The organism is Acetobacter estunensis (assembly GCF_019083805.1).
GTDB classification, from domain to species: Bacteria; Pseudomonadota; Alphaproteobacteria; order Acetobacterales; family Acetobacteraceae; genus Acetobacter; species Acetobacter estunensis_A.
In genome coordinates, this window is record NZ_JAHRDV010000012.1 from 11,929 (window position 1) to 35,610 (window position 23,682).

General features: G+C 58.0%; 24 protein-coding genes and 1 pseudogene. 16 read left to right on the plus strand and 9 right to left on the minus strand.

Going from position 1 to position 23,682, the window contains the following annotated elements; all coding sequences use genetic code 11:
• Window positions 1-36: 36 nt before the first annotated feature.
• The 10 genes from KUA11_RS13090 (at window position 37) to KUA11_RS13135 (ending at window position 10,401) form a co-directional block, all read left to right on the plus strand.
• Window positions 37-1,440 carry an aminotransferase-like domain-containing protein gene (locus tag KUA11_RS13090; RefSeq protein WP_217411033.1) on the plus strand — a complete coding sequence of 468 codons (1,404 nt, stop codon included), beginning with the start codon at window positions 37-39 and terminating at the stop codon, window positions 1,438-1,440.
• A gap of 339 nt (window positions 1,441-1,779) precedes the next feature.
• Window positions 1,780-2,262: an MSMEG_0572/Sll0783 family nitrogen starvation response protein gene (locus KUA11_RS13095; RefSeq protein ID WP_217411035.1), complete on the plus strand. Its 483-nt coding sequence runs from the start codon at window positions 1,780-1,782 to the stop codon at window positions 2,260-2,262.
• A gap of 24 nt (window positions 2,263-2,286) precedes the next feature.
• Complete coding sequence (locus KUA11_RS13100) at window positions 2,287-3,270, plus strand: Nit6803 family nitrilase (RefSeq protein WP_217411037.1); 984 nt, start codon at window positions 2,287-2,289, stop codon at window positions 3,268-3,270.
• Window positions 3,267-4,376: an MSMEG_0568 family radical SAM protein gene (locus KUA11_RS13105; protein WP_217411039.1), complete on the plus strand. Its 1,110-nt coding sequence runs from the start codon at window positions 3,267-3,269 to the stop codon at window positions 4,374-4,376. Before KUA11_RS13100 ends, KUA11_RS13105 begins: the two co-directional genes overlap by 4 nt.
• Window positions 4,373-4,936 (plus strand): MSMEG_0567/Sll0786 family nitrogen starvation N-acetyltransferase, encoded by a 564-nt coding sequence (locus KUA11_RS13110; protein ID WP_217411041.1) that lies wholly within the window; start codon window positions 4,373-4,375, stop codon window positions 4,934-4,936. The genes KUA11_RS13105 and KUA11_RS13110 overlap by 4 nt, the downstream gene beginning before the upstream one ends.
• A complete protein-coding gene (locus KUA11_RS13115) occupies window positions 4,933-5,907 on the plus strand; it encodes a sll0787 family AIR synthase-like protein (RefSeq protein WP_217411043.1) in 975 nt (324 codons plus the stop codon). Before KUA11_RS13110 ends, KUA11_RS13115 begins: the two co-directional genes overlap by 4 nt.
• A complete protein-coding gene (locus KUA11_RS13120) occupies window positions 5,904-7,076 on the plus strand; it encodes an MSMEG_0565 family glycosyltransferase (RefSeq protein WP_217411045.1) in 1,173 nt (390 codons plus the stop codon). Before KUA11_RS13115 ends, KUA11_RS13120 begins: the two co-directional genes overlap by 4 nt.
• The gene (locus KUA11_RS13125) at window positions 7,064-7,351 is read left to right on the plus strand and encodes an MSMEG_0570 family nitrogen starvation response protein (protein WP_217411047.1); all 288 of its coding nucleotides are present in this window, start codon (window positions 7,064-7,066) and stop codon (window positions 7,349-7,351) included. The genes KUA11_RS13120 and KUA11_RS13125 overlap by 13 nt, the downstream gene beginning before the upstream one ends.
• A gap of 14 nt (window positions 7,352-7,365) precedes the next feature.
• Window positions 7,366-8,613: an MSMEG_0569 family flavin-dependent oxidoreductase gene (locus KUA11_RS13130; protein ID WP_217411049.1), complete on the plus strand. Its 1,248-nt coding sequence runs from the start codon at window positions 7,366-7,368 to the stop codon at window positions 8,611-8,613.
• A gap of 15 nt (window positions 8,614-8,628) precedes the next feature.
• Entirely contained in the window at window positions 8,629-10,401 is a 1,773-nt protein-coding gene (locus KUA11_RS13135) for an AMP-binding protein (RefSeq protein WP_217411051.1), read from the plus strand.
• Window positions 10,402-10,441: 40 nt separating this feature from the next.
• Here the strand turns inward: KUA11_RS13135 and KUA11_RS13140 are convergent, their stop codons facing one another.
• Window positions 10,442-11,203 carry an SDR family NAD(P)-dependent oxidoreductase gene (locus KUA11_RS13140; protein ID WP_217411053.1) on the minus strand — a complete coding sequence of 254 codons (762 nt, stop codon included), beginning with the start codon at window positions 11,201-11,203 and terminating at the stop codon, window positions 10,442-10,444.
• Between the two features lie 101 nt (window positions 11,204-11,304).
• Between KUA11_RS13140 and KUA11_RS13145 the strand changes: the two genes are divergently transcribed.
• A complete protein-coding gene (locus tag KUA11_RS13145) occupies window positions 11,305-12,207 on the plus strand; it encodes a LysR family transcriptional regulator (RefSeq protein WP_217411055.1) in 903 nt (300 codons plus the stop codon).
• Between the two features lie 6 nt (window positions 12,208-12,213).
• Here the strand turns inward: KUA11_RS13145 and KUA11_RS13150 are convergent, their stop codons facing one another.
• Window positions 12,214-13,155 carry an AEC family transporter gene (locus KUA11_RS13150; protein ID WP_217411057.1) on the minus strand — a complete coding sequence of 314 codons (942 nt, stop codon included), beginning with the start codon at window positions 13,153-13,155 and terminating at the stop codon, window positions 12,214-12,216.
• 99 nt (window positions 13,156-13,254) lie between these two features.
• Between KUA11_RS13150 and KUA11_RS13155 the strand changes: the two genes are divergently transcribed.
• The gene (locus tag KUA11_RS13155) at window positions 13,255-14,142 is read left to right on the plus strand and encodes a LysR family transcriptional regulator (RefSeq protein WP_254454932.1); all 888 of its coding nucleotides are present in this window, start codon (window positions 13,255-13,257) and stop codon (window positions 14,140-14,142) included.
• Between the two features lie 57 nt (window positions 14,143-14,199).
• Here the strand turns inward: KUA11_RS13155 and KUA11_RS13160 are convergent, their stop codons facing one another.
• On the minus strand, window positions 14,200-14,829 hold the full coding sequence (locus tag KUA11_RS13160; protein WP_217411061.1) for a LysE family translocator: 630 nt from the start codon (window positions 14,827-14,829) through the stop codon (window positions 14,200-14,202).
• Between the two features lie 206 nt (window positions 14,830-15,035).
• Between KUA11_RS13160 and KUA11_RS13165 the strand changes: the two genes are divergently transcribed.
• From KUA11_RS13165 to KUA11_RS13180, 4 genes and pseudogenes are all read left to right on the plus strand, one after another.
• Window positions 15,036-15,488, plus strand: a complete 453-nt coding sequence (locus KUA11_RS13165) for an Lrp/AsnC family transcriptional regulator (RefSeq protein WP_217411063.1) — start codon at window positions 15,036-15,038, stop codon at window positions 15,486-15,488.
• A gap of 597 nt (window positions 15,489-16,085) precedes the next feature.
• Window positions 16,086-16,229: a hypothetical protein gene (locus KUA11_RS17870; protein ID WP_217411065.1), complete on the plus strand. Its 144-nt coding sequence runs from the start codon at window positions 16,086-16,088 to the stop codon at window positions 16,227-16,229.
• Between the two features lie 83 nt (window positions 16,230-16,312).
• Window positions 16,313-16,718: pseudogene (locus KUA11_RS17550) on the plus strand (integrase catalytic domain-containing protein); the annotation flags it as partial.
• A 178-nt stretch (window positions 16,719-16,896) separates the two neighbouring features.
• Window positions 16,897-17,133: a transposase gene (locus KUA11_RS13180; protein WP_408744211.1), complete on the plus strand. Its 237-nt coding sequence runs from the start codon at window positions 16,897-16,899 to the stop codon at window positions 17,131-17,133.
• A gap of 249 nt (window positions 17,134-17,382) precedes the next feature.
• Here KUA11_RS13180 and KUA11_RS13185 read toward each other — a convergent pair whose 3' ends face one another.
• The 6 genes from KUA11_RS13185 to nuoJ are packed head-to-tail and all read right to left on the minus strand — an operon-like array spanning window position 17,383 to window position 23,679.
• Complete coding sequence (locus KUA11_RS13185) at window positions 17,383-17,883, minus strand: CBS domain-containing protein (protein WP_217411069.1); 501 nt, start codon at window positions 17,881-17,883, stop codon at window positions 17,383-17,385.
• A gap of 44 nt (window positions 17,884-17,927) precedes the next feature.
• Window positions 17,928-19,388 (minus strand): NADH-quinone oxidoreductase subunit N, encoded by a 1,461-nt coding sequence (locus KUA11_RS13190; RefSeq protein ID WP_217411071.1) that lies wholly within the window; start codon window positions 19,386-19,388, stop codon window positions 17,928-17,930.
• Window positions 19,385-20,896, minus strand: coding sequence for a complex I subunit 4 family protein (locus tag KUA11_RS13195; protein ID WP_217411073.1), 1,512 nt, complete (start codon window positions 20,894-20,896; stop codon window positions 19,385-19,387). Before KUA11_RS13195 ends, KUA11_RS13190 begins: the two co-directional genes overlap by 4 nt.
• Window positions 20,893-22,860 (minus strand): NADH-quinone oxidoreductase subunit L, encoded by a 1,968-nt coding sequence (nuoL, locus tag KUA11_RS13200; protein WP_217411075.1) that lies wholly within the window; start codon window positions 22,858-22,860, stop codon window positions 20,893-20,895. Before nuoL ends, KUA11_RS13195 begins: the two co-directional genes overlap by 4 nt.
• 5 nt (window positions 22,861-22,865) lie before the next feature.
• Entirely contained in the window at window positions 22,866-23,177 is a 312-nt protein-coding gene (nuoK, locus tag KUA11_RS13205; protein ID WP_217411077.1) for an NADH-quinone oxidoreductase subunit NuoK, read from the minus strand.
• A gap of 1 nt (window position 23,178) precedes the next feature.
• Window positions 23,179-23,679: an NADH-quinone oxidoreductase subunit J gene (nuoJ, locus tag KUA11_RS13210; protein WP_217411079.1), complete on the minus strand. Its 501-nt coding sequence runs from the start codon at window positions 23,677-23,679 to the stop codon at window positions 23,179-23,181.
• Window positions 23,680-23,682 lie beyond the last annotated feature (3 nt).

The following is a 23,682-nucleotide window of genomic DNA, read 5'->3' on the forward strand; positions in this document are numbered from 1 at the left end:
GAATGGAATCTCGTCGAATGTATGGAATTCCATCTTATGTCCGCATACCCCTACCTCGCTCACTGGAAAGAAGAAATCAGCCGAAGCCCGAATGCGATCTACCTGACGATCGCGGACGCACTGGCTCTTTCCATCCGCAAGGGTGATCTGCGGGAAGGGGACAGATTGCCGCCACAGCGAACGATCGCGGAGTATCTCGGTACCAATCTGACGACTGTGACCCGAGCGTTCACCGAAGCTCGACGGCGCGGCCTCATTGATGCGACGGTGGGCCGGGGCACCTTCGTTCGTGTCGGTGCCGGGGAGAGTCATTGGCGCCATACGGGACCCGCTGTGGTCGATCTGACCATGAATTTGCCGCCGATCCCGCAGGATCCGCCTCTGCAACGGATCATTCAGAGTGACATTACCGCTATCCTGAAGCAGCAGGATCTGAACAGCCTGATGTCCTATCGGGTAACGGGCGGCACTCTGGAGGAGCGCCAGCTTGGCGCAAAATGGATCGCACCCGTCATCGGGCAGCGGCGTACGGATGAAATCCTTGTGTCACCGGGCGCCCAGAGTGCGCTTGCGGCGATCGTCAGCACGCACACCCAGCCCGGCGATGTCATTGTCACCGACCGCATCGCCTATCCCGGTATCCGGACTATCGCGGCACAGTTCGATCTCATTCTGGTCGGTGTGGACAGCGATATGGAAGGCATGATGCCGGACCAGCTTGATCGGGTCTGCGCCGAGCATCATCCCCGACTGCTCTACTGCATCCCGACCATTCACAATCCCACCACGGCCACGATGTCGCTGCAACGGCGCAAGGACATTCTGAAGGTCGCCCAGCGTCATCATCTGCATATTGCGGAAGATGATCCATACAGTCTTTTGATGGACAATCCGCTGCCGGCGTTGGCGGCCCTCGACCATAGCCGTGTCAGCTATGTGGCTACTCTCGCCAAGACATTGAGCCCAGGCCTGCGCACGGCGTATGTCGCCCTGCCCAACGCGGACATGACCCGGCGCGTTACGGCGGCGATCCGGGCTATAGCTCTCACCAATGCCGGTCTGCTCAGTGCGCTCACGGCACGGTGGATGCAGACAGGGCAGGCGCATACAATTCTGCACGCCATCCAGAAGGAACTGCGTCTGCGCCAGTCGATTGCCCAGAAGGTGCTTGGGGAAGGGCACTGCATGAACCCCGACGGACCGCATGTGTGGCTAAAACTGCCGGATTGGTGGGGCAGCGCGGATTTCGTCGCCTATGCCCGCAGGCGCGGTCTGGCGCTGGTGCCCAGCACCGTTTTTGCCATCAGCGGTGAGCCCCCGCAGCGCGCACGGATCGCCCTGGGCAGTGCACCTGACGCCGCAAGCCTGGAAGAATCCCTGCATGGGGTCCTGTCAGTCCTGCAGCACAAGCGTTCTCCCGGTTTTGCCGATATTGTGTGACCTGACAGCACGATCTGGAATGGTTGGAATCGCCTGATTCCCTGAGGCTATTCGCGGCTACGCGAAAAACAAAATCGCTTTCTGTTCACGAATGCGTGAAATAAATATCCTTATAAAACAGTATAGTATTCAATTTTCTCCCGATTGTCATGCTTGTTAATACTTTTTGTATGGATCTGTCTTAGCTAGCAACAGGTCTGTCACATGCTTTGCATTGTTTGTCATGCATAGGTCGGGCATACAATATTTTGTCTCCCCGTCATCCCATGTCACGTTCGCTTCGGCAAAGCGGTCAGCTCCGGCTTTTCGCTGGAGACTGCAGCACACGGGAGACATACCATGCCGAAAGTCGAACACGCTCCGTACAAAGATGGCGACTGCTTCGTCGATTATGAGAACAAGGTTTTCGAGGACGTCAAAGCCAAACCCGGCGAAAAAGCCCTTATCACTTTCCATACCGTCGCCAATGAAGGCTCGGTCGGGTTCGTAAATCTTCTGCAGGCCACACGTCTGATCCGCAAAGGTTTCGAGACGTCGGTGCTGCTGTATGGACCGGGTGTCACCCTTGGTGTGCAGCGCGGCTTTCCCCGTCTGGGCGACGAAGCCTTTCCGGGGCACATGAACTGCAACAAGCAGATCGCGAAAATCATCGAAGAGGGCGGCAAAGTCTATGCCTGTCGCTTCGCGCTTCAGGCTCTCTATGGCTACGGCGAGCAGAACCTGATCCCCGGCATCACGCCGATCAATCCGCAGGACGTGCTGGACATCATCCTGCTGGCCCGGCGCGACAACGCCTTCATCCTCAATACCTGGACTCTCTGAAGGCCTAAGGGAGGACCGCACGCCATGTCCCGTATCGTTCGCGCCGCAGCCATCCAGATCAGTCCCGTCCTTGGCGATGACGGTCTGGGAACTGCCCGGAAAGTCTGTCAGGCCATCCGCGAAGCCGCCGAAAAAGGTGTGAAGCTTGCGGTCTTTCCTGAAACCTTCGTGCCCTATTATCCCTATTTCTCGTTCATCCAGCCGGCTTTCCGTTTCGGCGGCGAACATCTGGAGCTCTACGAGCGCGCCGTCGTCATTCCTGGTCCGGTCACCGACATGGTCGCCGAAGCCGCACGCCAGACCGGCATTGTCGTCGTGCTGGGTGTAAACGAGCGCGATTTCGGTACGCTCTACAACACACAGATCATCTTTGATGCGACAGGTGAAATCCTGCTCAAACGCCGCAAGATCACGCCCACCTACCATGAGCGGATGGTCTGGGGGCAGGGTGATGGTTCCGGTCTGAAAGTCGTTGAAAGTGCTGCCGGTCGCATCGGAGCGTTGGCCTGCTGGGAACATTACAACCCGCTCGCCCGCTACGCGCTTATGACCCAGTATGAGGAAATCCACTGCGCCCAGTTTCCGGGCTCGCTGGTAGGGCAGATCTTTGCCGACCAGATGGAAGTCACCATTCGGCATCATGCGCTGGAATCCGGCTGCTTTGTCGTAAACGCCACGGGCTGGCTGACGGAAGAGCAGATCACGGAGATAGCCCGCGATCCCGCGCTGGAAGGCCCGCTGCGTGGTGGGTGCTTTACGGCCATCGTCTCCCCCGAAGGTAAATTGCTCGGTACACCGCTGACGGAAGGCGAGGGGATGGTGATTGCCGATCTCGATTTTGCCCTGATCACGAAGCGCAAGCGGATGATGGACTCTGTAGGGCATTACGCCCGGCCCGAACTGCTCAGCCTGCTTCAGGACCGGCGTCCGGCGCGCACAGTGCATTATGTCGGTGAGCATGAAGCAGCCGAGCCGATTGGTCCCTCCAAGGACGAGGCCAGGCCATGACTGTACCAACACTCGGCACGCTTTCCGGCCGCAAGCTCGTCACCGACCTGCAATCCTTCGGGCTTCAGATCGGCGAGCAGACCGGCGGCATTGCCCGCAAGGGAGGCGCCGGTCCTTCGGATCACAAGACGATTACCATTGCAGGCCAGACCGTCATGGTGCCGGTCTATACGTCCGGTGCGCGACGGTCTCCGTTTCAGGCCAGTCCGCCTGACCAGCACGGGGCCAGCACGCTTCTACGCGATGGGCAGACACTGGGCACGATCCATTTTCCGGCTGCCCCGCGCTTTTACGGACTGAGCACGGCAGACGGTATTCCCTACTGGAAGATCGCGCTGCTGCATGGCCGTGACACGTTGGCGACCACGGTGCACCAGACCTGCATCCGTTATGCCGACCGGCGCACCTCCTGTCAGTTCTGCGCCATTGGCCAGTCGCTGGAGGCGGACCGGACGATCGCTTACAAGACACCGGCGCAGCTTGCCGAAGTTGCCAAAGCCGCTGTGGAACTGGACGGCGTGCGCGACATGGTGCTGACGACCGGCACACCCAATATGGTTGATCGGGGCGCTGCCGTGCTGGCGGAGTCAGCCCGCGCCATCAAGGCGGCGGTGGATCTGCCGCTTCAGGTGCAATGCGAGCCGCCACGCGATCACGACTGGTTCCAGCGCCTGCGCGACGCTGGGGCCGACAGTCTGGGGATGCATCTCGAAGCCGCGACGCAGGCGGTGCGCGAGAAGATCATGCCCGGTAAGGCCACGGTCAGCGTCGATCGCTATATGGACGCTTTCGCCAGCGCTGTGCCAATCTTCGGACGTGGGCAGGTCAATACCTATATTCTGGCCGGTCTTGGCGACAGCGCCGAGGACATTCTGGCGCTGGCCGAACGGCTGATTACGCTGGGGGTGTATCCCTTTGTGGTGCCGTTCGTGCCTATCTCCGGCACCCCGCTGGAAAATCATGTTCCGCCTTCAGCCGATTTCATGAAATCCGTTCTGGCGCCGCTTGGGCGGATGTTGCGGGAAGCCAACATGAAATCCACCGACATCCGGGCCGGATGTGGCCGGTGCGGTGCCTGTTCCTCGCTTTCGGCGTATGAACAATGACCGCGATCCTCGAAGGCGTGGAAGACCGCCCGTTTATTCCGATGGAATATGTCGTGCGCCTTGCCTGCACGCCATGGGAGCGTGCCGGCTATCACGCGCTCCGTCGCGAAGTATTCTGCAATGAACAGCATGTTTTTGTAGAGGATGACCGCGACGCGATCGATGAGGTCGCCATTCCCATCATCGCCGCCTGCTGTATGGCGGGGATGCCGGATCGGGTTGTGGGAGCGGTGCGCATCCATAAAGCAGAATCCGGCATCTGGCGTGGTTCCCGTCTGGCTGTGCATGAAGATCACCGCAAGCTGGGGCGGATAGGGGCGGAACTCATCCGGATGGCGGTCAGCACGGCGCATGGGCTTGGGGCCACGCGGTTTCTGGCTCAGGTGCAGGAGCAGAACGTGCTGTTCTTCCGACGTTTGCACTGGAAGAGTCTCGGCGTCATCACGCTGCATGGTCTGCCACATCACGATATGGAGGCCGATCTGTCACGCTATCCGGCGCACGGTCTGGATCAGACCTGGCTGCTGCGTCCGCAGCCCCGGATACGACAGGTGGCGTGATGGCACACGAACTCACCACACTGCTGCGCACGCTCCGGAACGGTCGCGCCCTGGCGGGTAAACAGGACATCGCCGAAACTGCGGCAATCCTGAAACCTGTCAGCCCGGACGTTATCCGGCTTGGCGATGACTGCGCCGCGATCCCTGATGGCGATGGTTACCTCCTGCTGGCCAGCGAGGGCTTTCAGGACAGCTTTGTCCGCTCAATGCCGTGGTTTGCCGGGTATTGCGGCGTGATGGTCAATGTCAGCGACATCGCGGCGATGGGTGGCCGTCCCGTGGCCGTTGTGGATGCGTTGTGGAGCGATACGTCCGAGGCGGCCGCGTCCATTCTGACCGGTCTGCATGAAGGTGCGCGCACCTATGGCGTGCCGGTTGTCGGCGGCCATACCAACATGCGCAGCACCCACAATTCGCTGTCAGTCGCAATCCTTGGCCGTGCCCGTCATCTGCTGACCAGCTTCGATGCACGACCGGGCGAGGTTCTGATCGCCGCCATCGACCTGCGCGGTCGCTGGCATGATCCGCACCCGTTCTGGGATGCCAGTTCAGCACTGTGCGGCACCGAGGCGGCGGCGCGCCTTCGGGGTGATCTCGAACTTCTGCCCGGCATTGCCGAGGACGGGTTGAGCCGCGCCGCCAAGGACATCAGTATGGCCGGCTTGCTGGGGACCGCCCTCATGCTGGCCGAATGTTCAGGCGTTGGCATGACCATCGCGCTTGATAACATTCCGCGTCCCGATGACGCGCCTATGGAGCGCTGGCTCTCCACATTCCCCAGCTATGGCTACCTGCTCACGGCGCGCCCCGAAGATGCTGAAGCGATCATGGCCCGATTTCGTGGGCGTGATATTGCAGCCTCTGTCATCGGTCAGTGTGACAGCACGCAGCGGCTGGATGTTACATGGGTGGACGAGAAAGAAACCTTCTGGGATCTCGCCCGGACGCCGCTCATGGGGTTTGCGCCATGAGGCTGTCCATCGGCATCCTGACCCATTCAACCAATCCACGCGGCGGTGTGGTGCACGGCATGGCGCTGGCGGAAGCCCTGTGTGACGCGGGCCATGACGCAACGCTGATCGCGCCGGACGTGACAGGAGCCGGTTTCTTCCGCACGCCCCGCTGCGCCACACGCTGCATTCCGGCCGCGTCTGTGCCTGACCTGCCAGCACTGGTGGAGCGTCGGATTGGCGAGATCAGGGACGCATTGCGCGGGCAGCATTTTGACGTGCTGCATGCGCAGGATCCGATCAGCGCCAATGCGCTGGCCGATCTGGTGGAAGAGGGGCGGATACCGGGCTTTGCCCGCACGGTTCATCATCTGGACCGTTTCTCCCACCCCGGTCTCGCGGCTCGCCAGACACGGGGGCTGACGGCTGCGACCGAACTCTTCACGGTCAGTCAGCTCTGGGAGGACATGCTTCTCACCGAATATGGGCGGCATGCGCCTGTGGTGGGGAATGGTGTCGATCTGACAAGGTTTTTTCCGGAGCCCGGTCTGCGCGATCAGGAACTTCGCGTACGGTATGGGCTTCCGCGGAACGCACGTCTTGTGCTGTCGGTGGGTGGGATCGAGCGTCGCAAAAACACGCTTGTTCTCCTTGAGGCTTTTGAGATGCTGCATCGGGAGCAGTCCGATCTGCATCTTGTGATAGCCGGAGGCGCGTCCCTGCTGGATCATTCCGACTACCGTCGTCTTTTCGATGAGCAGATTCAGAGTGGCAGTCTGGCAAACACGGTGACAGGTACGATTGCGGATGACGATATGCCCGCACTGTATCGGCAGTCTTCCGTACTGGCTTATCCTTCAAGGACGGAAGGCTTCGGCCTGTGCCCGCTCGAAGCTCTGGCCTGCGGAATCCCCGTGGTGGTGCCGGCCGCACCCCCTTTCACGGAGCATCTTCATACTCTCGAGGCATTCTGGTGCCAGCCCGAGAGTTCCGAAACACTTGTCTGCGCGTTGCGCGACGCTCTGAGCGTCCAGAGCCCGGCCCGTTTCCGGGTCAGCGGCCCCGCAACGGCCCGCCGTTTCGACTGGTGCCGCGTCGCCAGTCGGCATCTCCCCGCATATCGGCGTCTCGCGGCGCTGCGGCACGCTGGCGTCCCTGTTTCAGGAGTTTTGTCATCATGCCCGAAATGACCTTTCGCGTACGCTGGCCCGATGGAAAGGAGACCGACTGTTACTCTCCATCGCTGGTCATAAGGGACCATTTCACGCCCGGTCAGGATTATTCGGTCCGGGAATTTCTTGAAAAGGCGGACACGGCGCTGACGGAAGCCAGTGAGCGGGTTCGTGCGCGCTACGGCTTCCCGTGCAGCCGCGCCCTTGGTCAGCTTCACGCCATTCGACAGGCCAGCGCGCCCTTCCTCAATCGACCCGATGCGCAGGTGCGCGTCCTGTCTTTCAGATCCTGAGACGGAATACTCTTATGAAACAGAACGAAAAAACCATTCCTGTCATTATCGTGGGTGGCGGACAGGCCGGGCTTTCCATGAGCTGGTATCTCTGCCGCGAGAAGGTGGAGCACATTGTCTTTGAGGCAAAGACGGCCTGCCATTCGTGGGATGACGAACGCTGGGACAATTTCTGCCTGGTCACACCGAACTGGCAGTGCGAACTTCCCGGTCATCCTTACAAAGGGAGTGATCCGCACGGCTTCATGGTGAAGCAGGAAATCATTGACTACGTCAAAGGCTTTGTTAACTCGTTCAACCCACCGCTGCGTGAACACACAGCCGTCACCTCCATCACACGTCACGAGGCCGGTGGGTATCGTGTGGTGGCGGGCGGAGAGACCTGGCATGCAAAGCATGTGGTGATTGCCTCGGGCGCGTATCAGGACGCGGTGATCCCAGGTTACGCCAGCGCGATCGATCCATCAATCTTTCAGGTCCACTCACAGGATTACCGCAACGCGGCCCAGCTTCCGGAAGGCGCGGTTCTCGTTGTAGGCAGCGGCCAGTCCGGCGCGCAGATCGTCGAGGATCTGTTCCTTGAAAATCGCAAGGTCCATCTGTGTGTCGGATCTGCCCCGCGTGTCTCGCGTTTCTACCGTGGACGCGACGTGGTGGACTGGCTGGCGGATATGCACTTCTACGACCTGACGGTGGATAATCACCCTCTTCGTGACGGCGCACGCGACAAGACCAATCATTACGTCACGGGTCGAAATGGCGGGCATGACCTTGATCTGCGCAAGTTCGCGAAGGAAGGCGTGGGCTTGCATGGCACGCTGGAGACAATCCGTGACGAAGTTGCGCACTTCGCACCGGACCTAAAGGAAAACCTTGATGATGCGGACAAGACGAATGCCGACATCAAGAAATCCATCGACGCCTATATCGCCCGTGAAGGGATCACGGCCCCAACCGAAGCCGCTTATGTTCCTGTGTGGGAGCCCGATGGCAGCAACACCCCGCTGGACCTGAAGGCCGCCGGGATCACCTCGATCATCTGGTGCATCGGCTTCCGTCCGAACTATCGCTGGATCGACGTGCCGGTCTTCAACGGAGCTAACAAGCCCGTCTGGCATCGTGGCGTAACCGATGCGCCGGGCTTCTATTTCCTCGGCCTGCCGTGGTTGCACACATGGGGATCGGGGCGGTTCTCCGGCGTTTCGCGCGATGCTGCGTGGCTGGCCAGCCAGATCACCGCCAAAGACGTGCCTGTAGCCTGAACGGAGTAAAGCACCATGCTTCCATGGATGACATACGAGGCGATGTACGATGCGACGCTGACCCAGCCAGAGCAGTTCTGGCTGGAGGCGGCACAGCGCGTCACATGGAAGCAGGCACCTGTGACCGCATGCAGGACACGGCCGGATGGCTGGTATGACTGGTTTCCCGAGGCCACGCTCAATACCTGCCATAACGCCGTGGACCGGCATGTGGAGGATGGACGTGGCGAGCAGGCAGCATTGATCTGGCATTCCTGCGCCACGAAGGAACGGCAGGTGGTAACCTACCGCGAACTACAGGACAGGGCGGCCGGTTTTGCCGGTGGCCTGCGCGCGCTGGGGGTAGGGCAGGGCGACCGCGTCCTGATCGCCATGCCGACCATGATCGAGACGGCCATCGCCATGCTGGCCTGTGCGCGGATCGGTGCCGTCCATGTCATGGTCTTTGCTGGTTACGCCGGGCCTGAACTGGCGCGACGGATTGATGACGCAGCACCGAAAGTCATCATCATCGCGAGTTGCAGCTTTCAGGGGCAGACGCCCATTCCGTCCGCGCCCGCCCTGAACGAGGCGCTCGCTACGGCGGCGCACAGACCACAGGCTTGCGTGATCGTGCAGCGCGAAGCCTGCCCGGCCTCGCTTCTGCCGGTGCGGGATCACGATTTTCACACGCTGGAACAGTCCGCACCAGCAGAGCCGGTCATGCTGCGCTCTGACGACCCCCTGTACATTCTTCACACGTCCGGCACGACGGGCAATGCGAAGGGCATTGTGCGTGACAATGGTGGCCACGCTGTAGCTCTCGCCTTGTCCATGGAACTGATCTACGGCTGCAAACCCGGTGATACCTTCTTCACGACATCGGATCTGGGTTGGGTGGTCGGCCATTCCTATGGCGTCTACGCGCCGCTGATGAGCGGCTGCACCAGCGTGATTGTCGAAGGCGGTGCTTCAGCTTCTGCGATCCGTGCGCTCTGTCACGAACACGCAGTGAAATGCCTGTTTACCACGCCCACTCAGATGCGGCTCATGCGACAGGAGAGCCGCTATCTGTCAGGGGCGATACTGCCCGCGCTAGCGCGCATCTTCGTGGCCGGGGAGTATGCTGATCCCACCTTGCTGGACTGGGCGCGGTCGTATTTTCGCAAACCCGTGGTTAATCACTGGTGGCAGACCGAAACCGGGTGGAGCATCACCGCCCATTTCTTCGGTCTGCCCGAGCGTGAACCGGTCTCGCTCATGAACGACATCGGACGGCCTGCGCCGGGATTTCGCCCAGAGATCGTGCCGTCCATGCCGGGGGAACAGGGCGGGGAGATTGTCCTCTCCCTGCCGTTGCCACCCGGCTGTCTGGCGGGTGTCTGGAAGGACAGGGCGATCCGTGTTCCCACAGCGTATCTTGATGAAACATGCAGGTATTATCGCACCTTTGATGAAGGTATGATCGAGGCCAACCGCGCCGTGCATATGCTCGGACGGTCCGATGATGTCATCAAGGTCGCAGGCCGGCGGATTTCGGGCGTGCAGATCGAAAAGATCATCGCCACCCATCCTGCCGTTCATGTGTGTGCAGTGGTGGCCATGCTTGACGAATTGCGGGGACAGCGACCTGTCGCTTATGTGGTCGTTGACCCCCAGGCGGCCTGCGAACCAACTTCCGAGGAAATCGTCGTGCGGGTCAACGAAGCCCTCGGGCGCTGGATTGGTCTGAAAGAAGTCCGCTTCGTCACGCATCTGCCGACCACCGTGTCCGGGAAGATCACACGGAAACGTCTGCTGGTGTCCTGACGGAATCAGTGCGGCATTGCCGTTGGGGAACGGCCAGCCTTCAGATGGCCTGACCGCCGGAAACTTCGATCCGTTGCGCATTGACCCAGCGATTGTCCTCTGAGAGGAGCGAAGCGATCATTGGACCGATGTCGTCAGGAAGTCCGGGACGTCCAAGCGCAGTTACTTCTCCAATCTGGCGGGCAATGTCCTGATTGTCCCGTACCATGCCTCCCGAAAAATCCGTCTGGATCGCACCCGGCGCTACCGTGTTGACGGCGATGCGGCGCGGACCAAGTTCCTTGGCCATGTAGCGCGTCATCACTTCCACCGCGCCCTTCATGGAGGCATAGGCAATCCAGCCGGGATAAGAAAAGCGCGTCAGGCCGGATGAGATGTTCACGATCCGCCCGCCGTCCGCGATCGACGGCAGCAGGGTCTGCGTCAGGAAAAAGGGACCTTTCGCGTGAACGCGGTAGGCGGCGTCGAAATCCTCTTCAGTCACTTCGCCAAACAGCCCACTATGGGACGTGCCGGCCATGTTGACCAGATAATTGAAGCGCTCGGCTCCCCAGTCGCGCAGCACGCGCCGGATTTCGTCGGCAAAGGCAGGAAAGGCGTGCGTATCGCCGGTGTCGAGTTGCAGGGCCACCGCGCGAGCGCCGCTGCTCTGGACATTCTCAACCACCTCATCGGCTGCGGATCTGTTGGTGTGGTAGGTGAAAATCGACGAGACGCCGCGTCGGGCGAGAGCCTCAACGGTGGCGCGGCCCAGTCCTCGGCTGCCGCCGGTGACAATCGCGATGGTGTTCGTTTCAGGCATGAGTATCTCCATCTGGTGAGGGACCAATCTTGGTCACACCATCGTCCGTTCGATAAGATCGCTCTTTCCGTCAGTATTGTTTTGCGCCATGGAATAATCCCATGGACAGGCTTGCGACACTCGACCTCTTCGTCCGCATTGTTGACCGTGGCAGTTTCACCGCCGCGGCAGCCGATTGCGGAGTTTCCCGCCCGGTTGCGACTGCCGCGATCAAGGCGCTGGAACAAAGGCTCGGCACGCGACTGCTGCACAGGTCGACCCGTCACGTCCGACCAACAGAAGAAGGCGCTGCCTATTATCGCCGGTGTGTGGCGATCCTCGCTGACCTCGAAGATGCGGACCGTGGCGCAAGCGGGGCTGTAGCCGGTCTGTTGCGCGCTGATGTGATCGGCCGTCTGGCGCGCATGATCCTGCTGCCGACATTACCGGGCTTCCTTGCGTGCCACCCGGCGCTGACCGTTCATCTTGGCGAGGGTGAGCGGTTTGTCGATCTGGTGCGCGAAGGGGTGGACTGCGTGGTCCGGACGGGAAGTCTGCCGGACAGTGACATGATCGCTCGGCCCCTCGGTGTGATGGAAGAGGTGACGGTCGCCAGCCCGGCCTATCTGGCGCGGCACGGAACGCCTGTCTCTCCCGACGATCTTGAAGGCCATCAGATGATCGGCTTCGTGTCCTCACGCACCGGCCAGCCCCTGCCGCTGGAGTTTACACGCGGAGAGGAGATGATCGAGGTCTCGCTTCCCGCACGCCTGCTAGTTGGGGGCGTTGATACCTATGCCGAAGCGGCCAGGCTCGGCTTTGGCCTCGTGCAGGTTCCACGCTATGGCTTCGCGGATGATCTTGCGAATGGCACGCTGATCGAAGTGCTTCCTGCTTTCCCTCCTGCGGCTACGCCAGTCTCGGTCCTTTATCCGAGCAACAGACAGCTTTCTCCGCGTGTGCGGGTGTTCGTGGACTGGCTGGTGGAGATTATTGGCCCGAGACTTCAACCACAATGCGAGTGAGCGTCCCTAAACGGGCGCAAAGGCGAGATAAAGCGAGATCGTTGCAATCGAGAACACGGTGGAGGCCAGAACGACCCGTCCGGTAAGGGCTGCCTCCCGATCATAGAATTCTGCCAGCATGAACGAGCCGGTTCCTGTCGGGAGTGCGGCAAGAAGCACGGCGATGTTTGTCATCGCTGGCGGCAGGTGGAGCACGGGCGCTGCGATGATCCACGTAACCAGAGGCTGGGCAATCAGCTTCAGGCCGACCAGAATGCCGGCAGTCGACGGACGTGCAGACGCAGCACCGGCGGAATTTCCGGCAAGAAAAAGACCGAGGGCGATCAGGGCACAAGGGGATGCAGCCCCACCGAGAAGCTTCAGAAAGGCATGAACGGGTCCCGACAAGTGGCCACCGGATACCATGACAAGGCCGCCAAGTACTGGCGCCACCAGCAAAGGATTTTTCACCAAAGAGAAGAGAGTTTTTGCCACGATGTCGCGACGGCGCGCTTCGGTCTGCAGTCCGGCCTCGATCAGGACGATCGCTATGACAAACAGCACACAGACCGTTACGATCGTGGCGATAAGCGTCGGTGCCATGCCGGTATCGCCGACAAGAGACAGGACAAGCGGGAAACCGACAAACCCCGTATTGGCGTAGCTCGCGTTCAGTCCGTCAATGGCGGCATCGGCAAGATGATGTCCTGTTGATACCCGCCACCACAGCGTCCCGGCAAACACGATAAAACAGCCAAGCGTGAACGCCGCAATGAATCTCGGCTCCCACAGATCTGTCATTTTTGCATTCGCCACGATGTCGAACAGCACTGCAGGTAGTGCGAGATAGACCACCAGCCGATTGACTTCGCGCGTGGCATTGGGGCCAAGCGCACCCGATTTGCGCGCGATCCATCCGGTGAGGATGAGGGCGAAGATAGGCAGGACGATCAGCAGATTATTCAGCATCAGGGATCTCGGGAGGTCAGCAAAAGCGTGACGCTACCGGAGGCTATTGATATAATCCAATGCTCATATGGTTCACGATTAATGCGGTCAGGGTATCAGATGGACACACGGCATATGCGGTATTTCATGGCCCTGGCGGAGACGCTTCATTTCGGTCGGGCTGCCGAGCGGATGAACATGAGCCAGCCGCCGTTCAGTCGCCAGATCGCCATGATCGAGCAGTCTTTGGGCGTGAAGCTATTTGAACGAAACTCGCGAAACGTGGCGCTGACCCCAGCCGGAAAACACTTCAGGAAAGACTGCCGAAATGTACTGGGGCAGTTTGAGGACGCCTGTCGGGACGTAAGGCTGGTCGCCAGCGGTATGAAGGGCGAATTACGGTTTGGTTTCATGATGCACGCCGCCCACAGTGTCGTGCCGCAACTCGTGCAGCTTTATGCGGAGGCAAGGCCGGATGTCCGCCTTGTGCTTGATGAACGCACGCCTACAGAGATCGATGAGATGCTGGTGGCCGGAACGCTGGATGCCGCCGTAACATTTGACTGCGGATATGCGCCGCACCTGCAGACCGTGCTGCTGGTCAGGGAGCGATTACGCATCATCATGCGTAAGGAGCATCCCCTTGCTACGGCCGGGCAGATCGGTCCTGAGGAACTCCGCGAGGAGAAGATCATCGCGGCATCCGCTGCGACGGCGCCAGCTCTGCGATCCGCGATCAATAGCTATTTTTCGGCTAAGGGAATTGTCCCGCATGTCGTGCTTGAACCGCGGTTGCAGCACACGATCATCCAGCTTGTTGCAAAAGGGCTGGGCGTAGCCCTTATCCCCTCATCGCTGTGTACCGAACTGGGAGAGGGGCTGATATCACGGGCTTTGACAGACGCGCCTCAACTTGACGTTGTCCTTCGAGCGCCGATCACTACGAAAAACCCCGCGGTTTCTACATTCATGGAAATCGGGAAATCGATACAGCGCGCTTCACTCTGATCCATGGACCTGTGCAGAGAGCCAGTTTCCAATATCTTCGCTCCCCGTATTCAATCGTCATGAGTGGAGTAATTTCATGATGTCTTCCGATGCCAAACCCAGACCAAGCATAATCATGATCGCTCCGGATATGTAGCCGGTCACGATGGACGCTCCGGGACGGCTGCTTAATATTGTTCGTGCGCCAAATCCGACCATCAGATAGATGGACACGCAGTTTATTGTATGAATGATCCCCAAGATCCCGATCTGTAAAAAGATCGGCCACGATGAACCTGGGTTTGTAAACTGGGGCAGAAGGGCGAGAAAAAACAGAAGAGCCTTGGGGTTCAGGCCGCTGATGGCGAACCCTTTGGCAATCCAGCGCCGTAAGCTTGTTTCCCGTTCATGTCCTTCTTTCGGCAAGGGAGGATGACGCAACAGGGAAATGCCCAGTTTTATAAGATAGGCCGCGCCTGCAAACGTCAGAATGGTGACCGCAAGCGGCATGCTGGCGACAAGCGCACCGATACCGCCTGCGACCGTTTCGGTAATGGCGAGATATCCTAGGAACAGCCCGAACACAGCGGGAACGACTGCGGCATGATCACGTATTCCGGCGGAAATGACATATGCCCAGTCAGCACCTGGGGTTGCGGCAAGGAGGATGGAGATCGTCCAGAAGGCAAGAAGTGTATGCAGATTCATCGAAGATGCGTCGCTTTAGAAGAAAATTCACAAGGTCCCACGGCGTTTTCATGCTCTTCGGTTATGCTCCGGATCATCATTCCTGCGACGCGAGAGAGGGCACGATAGCGCGGACCAGCGGATATGAGGTTGCGTTTATGCCAATTTATTCATCAATATTTGGCATATTATTGCGACAGGATGTTTATCCATGATATAACGTGCCAATGAAACTGGATGCGATTGATCGGCATATTCTTCGTGTTCTTCAGGAAGATGGCCGCTGCCCCAACAATGAACTTGCGAGGCGCGTTGGGCTTTCTCCATCACCATGCTTGCGCCGGGTGCGGATGCTGGAAGAAAGCGGCGTTATCGAGGGCTACGTCGCCATTGTGAATCCTGCAAAAGCCGGGTTCGGCGTGACGGCTTTTGTCAGGATATGGCTGACGGGAGAAGACGAGCGGCAATCCGAGCATTTCGTCGAGGAAATTGGAAAACTTCCACAGGTGACAGAAGCGCATGTCCTCGCGGGAGATTGTGATTTCCTGTTGCGCGTTGTTGCAGAAGACCTTCCAGGACTGCGACGTTTTCAGAGTGAACAGCTTGCACGGATCAAAGGCGTGCGGAGTATGAAGACCGACATCCCTCTCCTGAAGGTTAAGAATGCAAGCTTTGCGTAGAATAAGGCTTATTTTTGGTGGCGAAATATAACTTTTTGGTAGTCGTCATGGTTATGTCTGCATTTGATGCAGTGTTCTGGGTATGACGGCCCCGGTAATTCATGCTGCAGTAAAATAAACGACTGGAACTGGAGCGTGGGCCGATCTCTGCAGACTACAAAGAGCGGCCCGTCGGATGAGGAATCGGAAGAACTCGGTTAGAAAACAGGGTATCGCCCGGGGTACTGTAGGTGTCCTAGTGTGGTAGATTTACTGTAGTGTTGGCAGGACAGGGCGATGAGATAAATATAAGATCAGGCTGATGTAAAAAAAGTCTGTCAAAATGGTCTGTTAATCCAGTATTGTTATCAAATTGCGATTGCTGCAATTTGAGAGCCAATCCTGCTCTCGCAACCATCTTAAATTGCATCCTACGATCAAAGCGTGAACATCCCCGAATGCTCGCGCCATTCTGCGTTGCACTCGCTATCGTCAGAATGCCGGCGAGATACCCACGCTCGTCAATCTGAATGCCGTCGCCCGACGGGGTGAGAATGATCGCATCAATGAGAGAGCGCACAATCTTCGCCGCTTCTCCAGTTCAGACCGGAGCGCCTCATGCAGGCGACCGATCTGCTCATGATAAAAGCCCGCTATTTACGGATGAAGCAAGAGCAGTGGCGCTTCGGTGGTGGCGAGAAACTCCTTGAGTTCTGCCTTGCGGGCTTCGAGAGATGTGGTCCCGGATTTTCAGACAGGTGATTAAGCTATAATCCGACCTGAAAGAGGACGGGTTTTATGGCAAGGTTGCGAGGAAACGGTATTCAGGTGAGTTCAAGTCGCGAATGGCTCTGGAGGCGATCCGTGGCGAACTGACGCTGGCAGAGTTGGCGGGTATTTTTTCCAGAAAGTCGTGGTCAACAGCATCGGCCGGTCCAATTGACGTGGAGAAGCTGCATGCGCAAGTTGGCAAACTGTTGGTGGAACGGGATTTTGTCTCGGACGCATTGAACAACGGACGGCGGTTACGGGTGCTGACAGTAGTGGACGATTACACGCGTCAATGCCTGAGGTTGGTGACGGATACCTCGTTGTCGGGTGAACGGCTAGGCCGCGAACTCGATCGGATCGGAGAACATCGCGGCTGGCCATTGATGATCGTCAGCGACAATGGCACCGAGATGACCTTGAACGCTAGTCGCGTGGTAGGAAAAGCGGTCGGTGCTGTGGCGCTATATCGCACCAAGCAAGCTGCAATAGAACGTGTTGTCAGTTAGGGCACGAAGTTTGATGAAGCTTGTACTCCTGCTTAATCCGTGATGTTTTCTTTCTCTGTTTTTAGGAAAAGTGTGAATGCGTCGGGATGGTCTGAGCGACAGTCAGTGAGAGCGGATAAAGGATCTTCTCCTGGGGCGGACTGACCACCAAAATCCATGCGATTGTTGATGCCGCTGGAAAGGCCATGGCTCTTTCCCTGACACAAGGACAAAGAGCCGATATCACAGAAGCAGAACCTACCCTCGATGATGTCCAACCTAAAGCCTTTATCACCGACAAGGCCTATGACGCTGATCCGCTCATCGAATTGCTTGGGGAGCGGCAGATTGCAGCGGTCATCCATTCCCGTGTTGAGCATGTTTTTGCCGATCAGAAGTCACAGACGTGACTATTGGTCCGCAACGTCGGGATCCAACGCGCCACCATGAGGGTCGGACTGACCATATAATATGTGCTGCCTTTTCTGCCTGGAGTGGATCAGAGCAGCGGGCCATGGCACAGGAATCATCACTCTCCTCCACAAGCAGAGCGAAAATCATTTACAGAACTATCAATTATCGTTCGTTGATCTCAAAATCAGGCAGATGCGACATCCAATAATGGTTCTTCGATCTCTTCAGTTGTAGCAACACGGAAATCAGCTTTGCTTTTCTCCGCATTGCGTCGGGAGAACTTTATGGGGAGGCTGTACTGCCGCATGGTCGCTACCAGTCACGTAATCCTGCAGTTCACGCGCTTCCTGTTCGGCATTTTCAGCGCGTAGTTTGACAATATCTCCAATGCTGATCAGTCCAACAAGTTTTTCGTTTTCCAGAATAGGGACATGTCGGGTTCGAGAATAAGTCATGCGGCAGGCAATATCATAAATGCTGTCATCAGGCGTTGCGGTTGGCATGTCCTTCGTCATGATATCTTTTGCGGTCAGGGTAGATATGTCCGCACCGCGTTGGGATAATGCACGAACAATCCCTTTTTCAGAGACCATGCCAATTAGATGTTCATCTGGGTCCAGAACGGGTGCGCCACCAATATTATGCTGCGTCAGTGTGGTGGCGACACTCACAACGGGGTCATCTGCTTTCACGGTAATGACCGTGCTGCCTTTTTGCGCCAGAATGTGAAAGACATGAGAGGACATGGGAAAATCCTTTCCATGTTTTATGGAAATCGAAATAAGTTTAGTCAACGTATCGTCATCTCGGCCTCTGTGTCAGATGGGATGGCGGAGACAGGAAGAAGCGGATGGAGGGCGCGGGCGGGAAAAAGCCCTCCAATCACCACGATTATTGTGAGAACGATGACAAGCGCCATCAGTTCCGGGCGGATATGCCGATTCAGGCTGGCAGATGGCAGCGATGGTGCTGACATCATGATACGGATGATGTTCAGGTAATAATACAACCCGATAATGCTGCCGATTATGAGCACACCCAGCAGCAGGTTGCGCTGGTATTCAACTCCTGTCGCCGTAATCTCGAACTTTGCAAAAAATCCGATGCCTGGTGGAATGCCCGCAAGCGAAAGCAGCATGAGCGACATGGCCGAAGCCAGGAACGGGCGGGTGAAAAATAGCCCCTTCCATTGCGCGATAGCCGTACCATCCGATCGGTCAGGGACTGCGAAGGCGGCCATGGTCGCAAATACGCCTAATGTGCTGGCGGTGTAGGCCAGAAGATAAATGGTTATGGCCCCCGATTGCAGACGTCCAGGGCAAAGAAAGGCAATCAGAAGATACCCCACATGCGCAATGGATGAGCATGCCATAAGACGTATGAGGCTGGTTTGACGCAATGCAAGCAGATTGCCACCCAGAATGGTCAGGATAATGACGACATACAGGATGTCGTTGAGGAAGGGCGGTTGGTTTCCTGTCCCAAAATAGCGTACAAGAGAAGAAAATATCGCAATTTTCGAAACCACGGCCAGAAAGGCCGCCACGGGAACCGGAGCGCCTTCCATCACGTCCAGAAGCCACATGTGGAAGGGAACCATGGAAAGCTTAAAGAACATGCCGACAAGGATCATGACCGTTGCAGAAATTGGCAATGTAAGGGAAATGTTCCCGGCTGTGATGGGTGGTATGAATCGCAGCGACCCTGTAACGCCATAGGCCACACCGATACCAAATAGAAGAATGGCGGAAGATATCCCTGACAGGATCAGGTATTTCATTGCCGCTTCATAGCCCTGCATGGCGGAGCCGGGCCGGAAGGTCACAAGCCCCATGAGGGAGACACCAAGTATTTCCAGTCCCAAGAAAAAGGGCATGTAATTTGCGCTGAAGACTATGGTCAGCGCGCCAAGTGTGCCCAGCATGTACAGCAGGGGATATTCATCTAGCAGCGGCGTGGCTCTGTCGTGCGCGCCATTCCGCCACGACATGAGCAGGATACAGATGCCAGAAAACATGATGAGTATGGCTGTATAGTTTGCCCATTGGTCCTGAATGAATAGGCTGTCGCCATTATCCGAGGCTGTGCCCGTATGGTGCGCTACGAAGACAAGGGCCAGCAGCAGCGTCACCATTCCAGTCAGAAAGCTGCGGTTCACCGAACGCCGCCACGCCGTTGCGGCGAGCATGACCGTGATTCCTACACAAAGCACCGGCAAGGGTGTTGGCAGGAAAACATCGTGCCCGATCATGGCGCGTGATCCCCCTGACCGGTCGCCTCTATTACGGACAAGGATGAAGGAGCGGAAAACGTCATGAAAGGCTGTGGATGCAAACCCAGTACGATCAGAAAAATCATCGCACATGCGAAAACCGCCATCTGCTGGGCGGGCAGATCCTTTAAGGGGAGTTGGCCCTCCCGACGAGCCGCAAGAAAGACGCGATTGACCATCCGCAGTGCATAAATAGCGGCCAGAACCAGTCCCACGGTCGTCACTGTCGCAATGATAGGGCTGACATGCCATGTCGCCAGCAGCACAAGAAACTCGCCCGCGAAATTACCCAGTCCCGGCATTCCGAGCGACGCCACCGCAAAAAACACCCCCATGGCGGACAGGCGTGGCATGGCCGCCCACAATCCCCCGATACGATGCATGTCACGTGTATGCAGTCGGTCCTGAATGGCACCCGCGATGAGGAAAAGTGAGCCTGCGCTTAACCCGTGGGCCAGCATCTGGATGATCGCTCCCTGCATCCCCATGCGTGAGCCGGTAAAGATGCCAAGCACCACGAAGCCCATATGGCTGATACTGCTGTAAGCGATCAGGCGCTTGATGTCCTCCTGCGCACAGGACAGCCACGCCCCATACAGGACTCCGACAACGCCCAGCCCCATGGCGACGGGCGCGAAGTGCATGGCCGCATCGGGAAACAGCATGAGATTGAAACGGATCATTCCATATCCGCCAGTTTTGAGCAGGATGCCTGCCAGAAGTGCGCTGGCAGCCGTGGGTGCCTGCGTATGGGCGTCGGGCAGCCAGACATGGACCGGCACGATTGGCAGCTTGACGGCAAAGGCGATGAAAAAGCCCAACATGAGCAGCATGGACAGGGTAGGGGACAGATGTGTCTGGGCCAGTGTGAAGTAATCGAATGTCAGCACACCCGTTTCCCGATCATGCGTAATGACCAGCCCGAGGATGGACAACAGCATGAGCAGCCCGCTGCCCTGCGTGAACATGAAGAACTTCAGGGCAGCGCGCTGCCTGTCCTCATGTCCCCATACGGCAATGAGCACGAACATTGGCACCAACATCAGTTCCCAGAAAAAGAAGAACAGGAAGAGGTCGGTGGCCAGAAATGTACCGATAATACCGGTAAGAGTTGTAAGGAAAAGGAAGTGGAAAGTCCCCGCCTTGACCGTAACCTGACGGGTGGCAAGACAGACGCACAAGAAGCACAGGATCAGCGAAAGCCAGATCAGCGAGAGCGAAAGACCGTCCATGTCCAGCCTGATCGCGATCCCCATGGTGGGGATCCACGGCATGGAAAAATGCTCCAGCCATGGTCCCGTATGGTTGGTCGAATGACTGAATGTAACCCCTGAAAGCAGCAGCGTTTCCACAATCAAGGTCGCCAGCATCGCCCACCATGACGCATTACGAGAAGGGGACGAAGGTGCGGGCTGGATACGTTCAGCCAGCCATGCCAGCCCACCACCCATGATAGGCAGCAGCACGAGAGTGGGAAGGGGATTCATGAGAGCATCGCTATGGCGAGACCCGCGCACAGTCCACCGGCGATCCATGCTGCATACCATCGCACGTGGCCGTTCTGTATCTCGCCCAGCAGGTGGTCCGTCTCTCTGATTCCACTGGTCCCCCACAGGGTCAGGGTACCCAGAAAATCCGTTCGCGCCCTGAGAACCGATGTGCTGGCTGTCCGTATCAGTCGTCCGGTTCTGGTTATGACATAATCAAGAATGTCATGCCGCGTCAGCCACGTCAGGAAGCGAAAGGGCTGCACGAACAGGCGGTCATACAGGACATCCATACCCTCGCCAGTGCGGGCAAAGCGGATGACGGCCGCCTGTCCCGGTATCTCGCGCATGATGGGTGAAGAGCGGCCCCACAGCACCCATGCGACGGCAAGTCCGGCAAGCGGAACGACCGCACCCGCCAGTATCAACCAGCCAGGTTCATCCGCGTGTGACAGTGGCCCCGCAGGATCAAGAAGGGTGCTGAACAGATGAAGGGGAGGGAATGGCGTGGGCATTTCAATGATGCCTCCACACAGGGACAGCACACACAGGCAGGCAAGGGGAATGGTCATGAGACATGACGTCCGGCCTGTCGCCATGGTTCCCATTTTTCCGAAAAAAACGATGAATACGCAGCGGAAAATATAAAGCGCGGTTAGGAAGGCTCCGAGCAGGGCCATTCCCCACAGGAAATGCCCGCTCAGGTTCAATTCATGCGTCAGGCGAAAATGGGCGGGCCATACACCCGAGAGGATCATTTCCTTGCTGTAGAACCCCGCCGTGACCAGCGGCAGACCGGCCAGAGCGGACGCTCCCGTAACAAAGGCGGCGGTCAGTCCCGGCATGGTGTGGCGGAGGCCGCCCAGACGGAAAATATCCTGTTCATGATGGGTGCGTACGATAACAGCGCCCGCAGTCAGGAAAAGCAGCGCCTTGAAGAAGGCATGGGTCATCAGATGAAATAACGCCGCCTGCCATATACCGCATCCGAGAGCGAGAAACATGTAGCCAAGCTGGCTGATCGTGGACCAGGCAAGAATACGCTTGAGATCGGATTGCACCAACGCCGTGCAGGCTCCCATAAGCAGCGTCAGTGCGCCGAGCACGGCCGTAAGCGCCATGACGGGGGCCGCTAGGGCGAAAAGGTCGTGCAGTCGCGCAATCAGATAGACGCCTGCCGTGACCATCGTCGCTGCGTGGATTAGGGCGGAGGTCGGTGTTGGTCCCACCATGGCATCCGGCAGCCATGTCTGGAATGGGATCTGCGCCGATTTGGCGAGGGCCCCTATGAGGATGAAAAGAGCTGCCATGTTTAGGGCGGAGGGTGCTACCTGCCCGTTTGTCACCGCCGTCAACACGGTATCGATGTGCAGGGAACCTACCGCCGTAGCCAATAGCAGCAGCCCACACAGCAAGGCTGCATCTCCCATGCGGGTCATATAAAAGGCCTTGCGTGCGGCGGCGGTATTGACGGGGTTTTCGTACCAGAACCCGATGAGCAGGTAGGAACACAGTCCTACCCCTTCCCATCCAATAAACAGGCAGAGTAGGTCGGACGCCAGCACCAGCACCAGCATGGAAGCCACGAACAGCGTCATGCAGCCAAAAAAGCGCGCAATCCCCAGATCGTTGCACATATAGTTTGCGGCATAGATATGGATCAGTAGCCCCACGATCGTGACGACAAGGATCATGACCATGGAAATGCGGTCCAATATGAACGCAATGTCGGCTGAAAATCCCGCGATATGCATCCATGACCACAGCGTTGCCTGCAATAGTCCTGCCGCTGGACCGGCCAAAAGCAGGACAGACAGCACAATGCTGATGACGGCGGATAGCCCCACACCTGCGCAGGCAACCGTTCCGACGGCACGCGCACTCATGCGTCCGGCGGAGATAAACAGGATCATAGAAACTGCAAGCGGTGAAAGGATGAGAAAGGGAAGCAGAATTTCACCCATGTCCCTTATCCTTGCAGAAGGTTGCCGGTATCGGCATCCAGCGTGGGGCGTCCCCGGGCATGCAGGCACAGGATGATGGCCAGCCCCACCGCCGTTTCCACGGCGGCGAGGGCGAGGATCAGCAGAAACATCACCTGTCCGGCCGCATCATGCCAGCGCGCGCCTGCGCACACGAAGACGAGGGCGGCTGCATTGAGCATGATGTCCAGCGACATCAGCATGAAGATCATGTTGCGCCGGACCAGAACGCCCGTCAGTCCGACCGAAAACAGGACGGTGGCCAGAAGCAAGGTATCGTTGAAGGAAAAGGCCGGCATGTCAGCGATCCTTCACGTGGTTGCGTCCAATATGAAAGGCTGAGACTAGACCAGACAGAAGCAGGAACGACACCAGTTCGACCATCAGCACGTAGCGGCCAAACAGGCTCAGTCCGACATCATGCGCTGTTATTGGGGCAAGGGAGGGTATGGATCCGGAAAGCGGGCTGACACAATAAAGAAGTTCCACACATACAATGGTAGCCAGAATCCCCGGTCCCAGCCACACGCGCGGGCGCAGCCATTCCTTTTCACGCTGACTGTCCGATTGCCCCAGATTCAGCATCATGATGACGAAGACGAACAGCACCATGATCGCACCGGCGTAGATGATGATCTCCAGCATTGCCGCGAAGGACGCTCCCAGCATCACAAGCAGTGCCGCCAGCGCCAGTAGTGTCACGACCAGATACAGCACCGCATGCACGGCGACTTTCCGGGTAATGACCATGATGGCCCCGATGACAGTCACACTGGCAGCAAGAAGGGCCAGAGCGTACATGGT

Excerpts from the sequence above, each read along its gene's own strand:
- KUA11_RS13090 (WP_217411033.1), top strand. The coding sequence starts at position 37 with ATGTCCGCATACCCCTACCTCGCTCACTGGAAAGAAGAAATCAGCCGA.
- KUA11_RS13095 (WP_217411035.1), top strand. The coding sequence starts at position 1,780 with ATGCCGAAAGTCGAACACGCTCCGTACAAAGATGGCGACTGCTTCGTC.
- KUA11_RS13100 (WP_217411037.1), top strand. The coding sequence starts at position 2,287 with ATGTCCCGTATCGTTCGCGCCGCAGCCATCCAGATCAGTCCCGTCCTT.
- KUA11_RS13105 (WP_217411039.1), top strand. The coding sequence starts at position 3,267 with ATGACTGTACCAACACTCGGCACGCTTTCCGGCCGCAAGCTCGTCACC.
- KUA11_RS13110 (WP_217411041.1), top strand. The coding sequence starts at position 4,373 with ATGACCGCGATCCTCGAAGGCGTGGAAGACCGCCCGTTTATTCCGATG.
- KUA11_RS13120 (WP_217411045.1), top strand. The coding sequence starts at position 5,904 with ATGAGGCTGTCCATCGGCATCCTGACCCATTCAACCAATCCACGCGGC.
- KUA11_RS13125 (WP_217411047.1), top strand. The coding sequence starts at position 7,064 with ATGCCCGAAATGACCTTTCGCGTACGCTGGCCCGATGGAAAGGAGACC.
- KUA11_RS13130 (WP_217411049.1), top strand. The coding sequence starts at position 7,366 with ATGAAACAGAACGAAAAAACCATTCCTGTCATTATCGTGGGTGGCGGA.
- KUA11_RS13135 (WP_217411051.1), top strand. The coding sequence starts at position 8,629 with ATGCTTCCATGGATGACATACGAGGCGATGTACGATGCGACGCTGACC.
- KUA11_RS13140 (WP_217411053.1), bottom strand. The coding sequence starts at position 11,203 with ATGCCTGAAACGAACACCATCGCGATTGTCACCGGCGGCAGCCGAGGA.
- KUA11_RS13145 (WP_217411055.1), top strand. The coding sequence starts at position 11,305 with ATGGACAGGCTTGCGACACTCGACCTCTTCGTCCGCATTGTTGACCGT.
- KUA11_RS13150 (WP_217411057.1), bottom strand. The coding sequence starts at position 13,155 with ATGCTGAATAATCTGCTGATCGTCCTGCCTATCTTCGCCCTCATCCTC.
- KUA11_RS13155 (WP_254454932.1), top strand. The coding sequence starts at position 13,255 with ATGGACACACGGCATATGCGGTATTTCATGGCCCTGGCGGAGACGCTT.
- KUA11_RS13160 (WP_217411061.1), bottom strand. The coding sequence starts at position 14,829 with ATGAATCTGCATACACTTCTTGCCTTCTGGACGATCTCCATCCTCCTT.
- KUA11_RS13165 (WP_217411063.1), top strand. The coding sequence starts at position 15,036 with ATGAAACTGGATGCGATTGATCGGCATATTCTTCGTGTTCTTCAGGAA.
- KUA11_RS17870 (WP_217411065.1), top strand. The coding sequence starts at position 16,086 with ATGCAGGCGACCGATCTGCTCATGATAAAAGCCCGCTATTTACGGATG.
- KUA11_RS13185 (WP_217411069.1), bottom strand. The coding sequence starts at position 17,883 with ATGTCCTCTCATGTCTTTCACATTCTGGCGCAAAAAGGCAGCACGGTC.
- KUA11_RS13190 (WP_217411071.1), bottom strand. The coding sequence starts at position 19,388 with ATGATCGGGCACGATGTTTTCCTGCCAACACCCTTGCCGGTGCTTTGT.
- KUA11_RS13195 (WP_217411073.1), bottom strand. The coding sequence starts at position 20,896 with ATGAATCCCCTTCCCACTCTCGTGCTGCTGCCTATCATGGGTGGTGGG.
- nuoL (WP_217411075.1), bottom strand. The coding sequence starts at position 22,860 with ATGGGTGAAATTCTGCTTCCCTTTCTCATCCTTTCACCGCTTGCAGTT.
- nuoK (WP_217411077.1), bottom strand. The coding sequence starts at position 23,177 with ATGCCGGCCTTTTCCTTCAACGATACCTTGCTTCTGGCCACCGTCCTG.
- nuoJ (WP_217411079.1), bottom strand. The coding sequence starts at position 23,679 with ATGTACGCTCTGGCCCTTCTTGCTGCCAGTGTGACTGTCATCGGGGCC.